This window comes from Desulfovibrio sp. 1188_IL3213 (genome assembly GCF_036763145.1).
GTDB lineage: Bacteria > Desulfobacterota > Desulfovibrionia > Desulfovibrionales > Desulfovibrionaceae > Desulfovibrio.
Genome location: NZ_JBAIYR010000099.1, coordinates 1 through 6,764 on the forward strand (window position 1 = coordinate 1; position 6,764 = coordinate 6,764).

General features: G+C 56.8%; 8 protein-coding genes. 4 read left to right on the forward strand and 4 right to left on the reverse strand.

Annotated features, from left to right (window positions below):
• Window positions 1–257 precede the first annotated feature (257 nt).
• Both V6C16_RS06105 and lysS read right to left on the reverse strand, forming a co-directional pair.
• Window positions 258–524 (reverse strand): hypothetical protein, encoded by a 267-nt coding sequence (locus V6C16_RS06105; protein ID WP_333534791.1) that lies wholly within the window; start codon window positions 522–524, stop codon window positions 258–260.
• Window positions 525–536: 12 nt separating this feature from the next.
• Window positions 537–2,123: a lysine--tRNA ligase gene (gene lysS / locus V6C16_RS06110; RefSeq protein WP_442886187.1), complete on the reverse strand. Its 1,587-nt coding sequence runs from the start codon at window positions 2,121–2,123 to the stop codon at window positions 537–539.
• A 209-nt stretch (window positions 2,124–2,332) separates the two neighbouring features.
• Here lysS and V6C16_RS06115 point away from each other — a divergent pair, with 209 nt between their 5' ends.
• Window positions 2,333–2,896 (forward strand): glycine cleavage system protein R, encoded by a 564-nt coding sequence (locus tag V6C16_RS06115; protein ID WP_333534792.1) that lies wholly within the window; start codon window positions 2,333–2,335, stop codon window positions 2,894–2,896.
• Between the two features lie 318 nt (window positions 2,897–3,214).
• Entirely contained in the window at window positions 3,215–4,600 is a 1,386-nt protein-coding gene (locus V6C16_RS06120) for a PFL family protein (RefSeq protein WP_333534793.1), read from the forward strand.
• On the opposite strand, the gene V6C16_RS06125 is transcribed toward V6C16_RS06120, so the two are convergent.
• Entirely contained in the window at window positions 4,582–4,827 is a 246-nt protein-coding gene (locus V6C16_RS06125; protein WP_333542894.1) for a hypothetical protein, read from the reverse strand. The two genes, V6C16_RS06120 and V6C16_RS06125, sit on opposite strands and share 19 nt — an antisense overlap.
• Between V6C16_RS06125 and V6C16_RS06130 the strand changes: the two genes are divergently transcribed.
• Window positions 4,826–5,152 (forward strand): hypothetical protein, encoded by a 327-nt coding sequence (locus tag V6C16_RS06130; RefSeq protein ID WP_333534794.1) that lies wholly within the window; start codon window positions 4,826–4,828, stop codon window positions 5,150–5,152. The two genes, V6C16_RS06125 and V6C16_RS06130, sit on opposite strands and share 2 nt — an antisense overlap.
• Before the next feature lie 600 nt (window positions 5,153–5,752).
• Complete coding sequence (locus tag V6C16_RS06135; RefSeq protein ID WP_333534795.1) at window positions 5,753–6,166, forward strand: DUF1090 domain-containing protein; 414 nt, start codon at window positions 5,753–5,755, stop codon at window positions 6,164–6,166.
• Between the two features lie 138 nt (window positions 6,167–6,304).
• On the opposite strand, the gene V6C16_RS06140 is transcribed toward V6C16_RS06135, so the two are convergent.
• The coding region (locus V6C16_RS06140) for a sulfite exporter TauE/SafE family protein (protein WP_333542895.1) at window positions 6,305–6,764 on the reverse strand (460 nt) is incomplete at its 5' end.

The window sequence follows — 6,764 nt, forward strand, 5'->3', positions numbered from 1 at the left end:
CGTTGCGCTGGGCGGCCCTTGGGCGCGGGAAAGCAAGGCCGCACCGCGACGCATGACCGGCGTGAAAAAGCGCTTCCGCGGTAGCGGCGGGGCAAAAGAACTGTAGCGCAGTACCGAAAACAAGGTGAAAGACCCGTTCTCACAGGTTTGTACCGGCGGGTACGCTTCCTGTGGAAACGGGTCTTTATTATCAGCTGGTTCGGCCATCTGGAGCCGATTTCAGAACGCTTTCAGCCGGTGAGCGCTCCAGAACAATTTCATTTTGAAGAAGTGTAAATGCTCTGACGCTGCACGATGCAGGGCGCCACAATGTGGCGTGGATTCAGCCGAAAATCGTATTTTTTGAATGAACACTTTGAAATGTGAAGCGTTTCAAAGGTAATCTGCTCTAGAGCAATTTCACTTTGAAATTGCTCTGGCGGCTGCGTGAGCAGACGTTCGCTATGGAGGCGTAAGCGCAGTTTATCTGCGCGGTTAAACGCCGAAGCGAGTGTGCCTTTACCTTTGAGAATGTATATTCTCAAAGGTAATCTGCTCTAGGATTCCGGACGCAACAGGGGGAAGAGGATGACTTCGCGTATGGAGGCGGAGTCTGTCAACAGCATGACCAGCCGGTCAATGCCCACTCCCTGGCCGGCAGCCGGGGGCATGCCGTATTCAAGGGCGCGCAGGTAGTCTTCATCCATGCTGTGCGCCTCATCGTCTCCGGCTTCTTTTTCGCGCACCTGGTCTTCAAAGCGCAGGCGCTGGTCCACTGGGTCGTTAAGTTCTGAAAATGCGTTGGATATCTCGCGGCCGGTAATGAAAAGCTCAAAGCGGTCGGTCAGGCCGGGATCATTGTCGTTACGGCGCGACAGGGGCGAGATTTCCGTGGGGTAATGGTAGATGAAATGCGGCTGCACGAGCTTGCCTTCCACATCCAGATCAAAGAGCTTGGCATGCAGCTTTTGCAGGCTTTCGCTGTCAGCGGCCTTTTCGCCGCGCTGGCGGATGTAGTTTTGCACCCTGGTGTAGTCATTGTAAAATTCCGGCTGGTGGCCGCCAATGAGCGTGAGCGAGTCATAAAAGCTCATGCGCGTCCACTTGCCGGGCGTCAGGTCGACCATTTCGCCCTGGTAGGGAACAACGGTGGTTCCGCAGACGGTTTGCGCCAGATGCGCAAAGAGCTTTTCCGTAAGGTCCATGAGGTCTTCAAACGTGGCGTAGGCCCAGTAGAATTCGCACATGGTGAATTCCGGGTTGTGCCGCGTGTCGATGCCTTCATTGCGGAAGTTGCGGTTCAGCTCAAACACCTTTTCAAACCCGCCCACAAGCAGGCGCTTGAGGTACAGCTCCGGCGCGATGCGCATGTACAGGCCCATGTCCAGAGCGTTGTGATGGGTTTTGAACGGCTTGGCCGTCGCCCCCCCGGCCAGGGGCTGCATCATGGGCGTTTCCACTTCCATAAAGCCGTGGTCTTCCATGAAGCGGCGGAATTCGCGCACGATCTGGCTGCGCTTGAAAAATATTTCGCGGGCGCGCGGCGTGACAATAAGGTCCACATAGCGCTGCCGGTAGCGCGTTTCCATATCCTTGAGCCCGTGATACTTTTCGGGCAGGGGACGCATGGAGCGCGTGATGAGCTTTATGGTGCGGCAGGCGATGGTCAGTTCGCCCGTTTTGGTGCGGAAAAGATGCCCGGACACGCCGACAATGTCGCCGATATCGAGTTTTTTTACCAGGTTGTGCGTGGCGTCATCCAGGTGCTCGCGCGCGGCGTAGCACTGTACGCGGCCCGTCTGGTCCATGATGTGGAAAAAGGCCACCTTGCCGAAAGAGCGAAGCGAAACTATGCGCCCGGCAATGGCAACAACATCTTCCTGTGTTTCAAGGGCGTCGCCCTCCAGGTTGCCGAATTTTTCCAGCACCCAGGAAATGGAGTGTTCCTTGCGGAAATCGTTGGGAAAGAGCGGTACGCCCGCGTCCATAAGGTCGCAGGATTTGACCACGCGGTTTTTTACAACCTCGTTCAACCCTTCACGTGCGGCAAAGCTTTCCAACATGGGCATAAAATAGCCCGCGTATTTAGACTTGGTGCCCAGCTTGACGGCAGGCTTTTTATTCTTCTTTTCCCGATTTTCCACTGAAAAAACTCCTGAGATGCCCGGTCTTAAAGGATTGTAACGGTATGCCATTCGCGAAGAAGCGTCAAGGATGGCGTGTGTATGCTTTTGATGCCGCGCCAATGCCCTGTTTGGCCTTGAAGTTCGCGAGGCTTGCGTATATAGATTTTCTTCCCCTGTGACACCTTCCCGTGGCCCTGCCACGGATCATTTCCGTAAGGACAAGCGTCATGCACAAGTACACCGCCTCTTTTCTGGGGCGCGACTGCCCCGGAGTGGTGGCCGCAGTCAGCCGTATTCTTGAAGAAAACGGCTGCAACATTGAAGAAGTGACCCAGACCATTCTTTCCGGCGAATTTGCCGCCATTTTCGTGGTGGCTGTTCCCGATGCCCTTGATGCCCAGAACCTGCGCCAGCGGCTCAGCGCCAGCCTGGCCGAGGCCAAGGTGGATCTTTCGGTGCTGGTGCGGCCCGCCATTCAGGGACAGTGGGGCCAGAGCCTGCACTGTGAACCCTTTGTGGTCACTGCCGACGGCCCGGACAAGCCCGGCCTTATCGCTGCCATGAGCCGCGTGTTCGCCCGCCATGACGTGAATATCGAAAGCCTCAAGGCCATTCTGGGCGAGGGTGGAACCAATCATGCCCTTTTTGTTTTCGAGGTTATGGTTCCCGATGCCGTTGACCTTGGCCGCCTGCGGCGCGAGCTTTCCTGCGAGGGCCAGAGCCGCGACCTGCGCGTGAGCGTGCAGCACAGGGATATTTTTGAGGCTGTTCACCGGGTCAGCTCTTTTTAGACAGTGTCGTCACGAGCGCCTTTCCCGGTATCTCTGCGTCGAACTTCGCCTTTTATTCCGGTCGAGTACCATAAGAGTACACTCCCTGCATAAAAGGCTCGTTCTCCTTGATATACCAAGGAAATTCATCTCGTGACGACACTGTCTAGGGTAATTTAACCTTTACATTGCTCTGGTAAATTGCTCTGGCGGCTGCGGAGCAGACGCCCGCCGTGAAGGCCATGCGCCGTAAAGAGCGTGCCTTCACTTTGAGAACACATATTATCAGGTTGCTCTGCTCCAGAGCTTTTTTGCCCTGCAACCATACAGGATACCGACATGCTTTCCGAACGCGAAGTCATAAGCACACTTAACATGCTCCGCAACGAGCATCTGGACGTGCGCACCGTCACCCTGGGCGTGAGCCTGTTTGATTGCGTGAGCCACGATCTGGAGCTTTTTACCGCCAACGTGCAGGCCAAAATCCGCCGCTACGCCTCGCAGCTTGTGTCTGTCTGTAATGAGGTGGGTGACAAATACGGCATTCCCGTGGTGAACAAGCGCATCAGCGTCAGCCCCATTGCTGTGGTGGGCGCGCCTTTTGGCCCCGACGGCATGGTGCGCGTGTGCAAAGCGCTGGACGAAGCCGCCAAAGAGGCGGGCGTGGATTTTCTGGGCGGATTTTCCGCCCTGGTTGAAAAGGGTTTTGCCAATGGCGACCGCGCCCTTATTGAGGCGTTGCCCGAAGCCCTGGCACAGACCGACCGCATCTGCTCGTCCATCAACGTGGCTTCGTCGCGCAGCGGCATCAATATGGACGCCGTGGCCCTGATGGGCCGCCAGATTCTCAAGGTAGCCGAAGCCACGGCGGACCGTGGCGGCATCGGCTGCGCCAAACTGGTGGTTTTTGCCAACATTCCGCAGGACGTGCCCTTCATGGCCGGAGCCTACCTTGGTGTGGGCGAGCCTGATGTGGTTATCAACGTGGGGGTTTCCGGTCCCGGTGTGGTGAAAAAAGCCCTGGATCGCGCCCGCGAGGCGGGTCGCAACGAAAAGGGCGCTCCCCTGACCCTGCTGGACATGGCCGAGGTCATCAAGCGCACGGCCTACAAGGTGACCCGCGTGGGCGAAATGATCGGCACCGAAGTGGCTACCCGTCTGGGCATTCCCTTTGGCGTGGCTGACCTTTCCCTGGCCCCCACCCCGGCGGTGGGCGACTCTGTGGGCGAGATTTTCCAGAGCCTGGGCCTTTCAAGTATCGGCGCGCCCGGCACCACAGCCGTGCTGGCCATGCTCAATGACGCCGTGAAAAAAGGCGGCGCTTTTGCCTCCTCTTCGGTGGGCGGTCTTTCGGGGGCCTTTATCCCCGTATCGGAAGACTCAAGCATCGAGGCGGCCGCTACCGCGGGCCTGCTCAGCATTGAAAAACTGGAAGCCATGACCAGCGTGTGCTCGGTGGGGCTGGACATGATCGCCATCCCCGGCGCTACCCCGGCAGCCACCATTTCAGGCATTATCGCTGACGAAATGGCTATCGGCATGATCAACCACAAGACCACGGCCGTGCGCCTCATACCCGTACCCGGCAAGGGCGTGGGTGAAGAAGTGTCGTTTGGCGGCCTGCTCGGCAAGGCGGCCATCATGGCTGTGCCGGGCGGCAATGCCGAAGATTTTATTACCCTTGGCGGGCGCATTCCCGCGCCTATTCACAGCCTGAAGAATTGACGCCGTTCTCGGACGCGCTTTTGCATGAAAAAATCCTGCTTCGGCGGGATTTTTTTATTTATGGCGGTATGCCAGAAAATGCCGTGGCGCGCGCCCTTGGCGTTTGCCTGCCCGACGCAGGCCGGTTTGACCGGCTGGTGAATATTTGTCATAGGTTTACTGTCCGGAACCGCACGCTTCGCAGGTGAGGCGCGTGTCCGGCAAAACATGATCAAGGAGACAGCCATGCTGAAAGCAAAAATCGTGGCAGCGGCCTTTCTTGCTATGTTTGTAGCGGGTTGTAGCTCATCGCCGGAATGCGATTCCAGCGATGGTAAAAAGTATGCCAAAAAAATCATGCAGTCCTATGCGCAGGAGCTGGGCATAAAGGATCCGCATATCAGTTTTGAGAGCTTCAAGACCCTGAGCGGCGATAAAAAGTCCTGCAAATGCGTGGTCACAGCCGTTATGGGCGACAAGGCCGCCGAAGACGCCTCAGGGCTGAAGTATGCCCTTGAATTTGAGCTGCCGGAAACGGAGAATGGCCGTTACTATATTGAAATGATAAACTAGTTTAGTTTGTAGTGAACTTTTGGCACGCGATTTTTGCATCCTGTGCGTGGGGTGGACAAGAATGGTGTTCCTGATGTATCAGGCCAGAGCAGTTGCAAGTGGAATTGCTCTGGCACTTGATGGCGTGGCCTGCCGAAGCGTCAGGAGGGCGCGTCAGGGCATGCTCCAGACCTTGCCCCAGGGTTTGCTGCTGAAGACAGTGCTGCTACCTGTCCGCACCGGCCAATGCCCGGGCGGGCGGCGTAAAATCTCGAACGTATCTTCGCACCGCTGCCGGTTCTGCCTCCCCGACATTTCTTGATGCGTCTTCAGGGTGTCCGCGTTCAGGACGCCCGCGCTTTCAAGGACGCTTTTCGGCCTCCCGATTTTCGTCTTTTCCGGCCAGCGGATTTTACCGCTAGTTGATCCCTCCCCGCTGGCTATCGGCTTCATGCCCTTGTGTTCTTGCCGCAGAAATTTGTCCGGCTTGACTGTCGTCTTTTATGATCCCGACAAAAGGGCGTGTCCGCTGCTTTCCCGTAAGGAAGCGCGGTATGGCTGCTGTCTCAGAGGAAGCAGCCGGAATGTTCTGTCTGCATAACACTCAAAAAGGAAAACATAATGAAATATTATAAAGTAATAGGCGCTTCGCTGTGCGCCGGCATCATGGGTTTTTGTGTCTGGGCTGGCGAGGCTTCGGCCGAAGGCATCTGCCAGCAAAAGATGGCCCATATCCAGCGCCAGATCGACTATGCCAAGCAGCACAACAACCCCATGCAGGCGGCCGGTCTTGAGCGCGCTCTGGAAAATGTGCGTACATGGTGCACCGACGACGGCGAACTGGCCGAAGCGGAAATAGCCGTTATGGAAAAACAGGAAAAGGTGCAGGAGCGTCAGGCGGAACTGGACAAGGACATTGCCCAGGGCAAGCAGGAAAGCAAGATCGCCAAGCGCAAGCAGAAGCTGCAGGAAGCGCAGAGCGAATTACAGGAAGCTGAAAAAGTCCGCGATGCCATGAAGGCCAGCAAGAAGTAGCGGAACCTTTATGACATTTACGCATTGAGAATATCTATTCTCAATGCTTCCAAACGTTCAAAGAAGGATGGCGGTTCGGCACAAGGCCGGAACCGCCATCCTTCTTTGAACGTTTGGCTTCAGCAGTGTTGCGGCAGGCTACTGTACCAGCGGGGCAAGAAAAAACTGCCAGATCAGGGTAAGCAGCAGCAGCGACAGCGAGACCATGAGAAAGCGTCGCACAGCAGCGGGCCCAACGCGGATGGCAAGGCGACTGCCAAGCCAGTTGCCCACGCAGCAGGCGGCAGCCATAGGCAGGGCCAGACTCCACAGCACCACGCCGTTGATCATGAAAACCACCACTCCCGCAAAGTTGGATGCAAGATTAAGCACCTTGGATGTGGCGGATGCCTCCATAAGGCCCATGCGCAAAATCCAGTGAAATGCAAGAATCAGAAAACTGCCTGTTCCGGGACCGAAAAATCCGTCATACGCGCCGATAACAAGGCAGACCAGCGGGGTCATCAGCCACAGGCGGGGGCCGTGCATGTCGGCTTCGCCGTAGGCGCGTGCGCGTTCCTTGCGGGGCATGAGGGTGGCGCACATGCCCAGGGGCAGC

Coding starts and splice junctions, on each gene's coding strand:
- V6C16_RS06125 (WP_333542894.1), bottom strand. CDS start 4,827: ATGGCTGTCTCCTTGATCATGTTTTGCCGGACACGCGCCTCACCTGCG.
- V6C16_RS06135 (WP_333534795.1), top strand. CDS start 5,753: ATGAAATATTATAAAGTAATAGGCGCTTCGCTGTGCGCCGGCATCATG.
- V6C16_RS06120 (WP_333534793.1), top strand. CDS start 3,215: ATGCTTTCCGAACGCGAAGTCATAAGCACACTTAACATGCTCCGCAAC.
- V6C16_RS06115 (WP_333534792.1), top strand. CDS start 2,333: ATGCACAAGTACACCGCCTCTTTTCTGGGGCGCGACTGCCCCGGAGTG.
- V6C16_RS06130 (WP_333534794.1), top strand. CDS start 4,826: ATGCTGAAAGCAAAAATCGTGGCAGCGGCCTTTCTTGCTATGTTTGTA.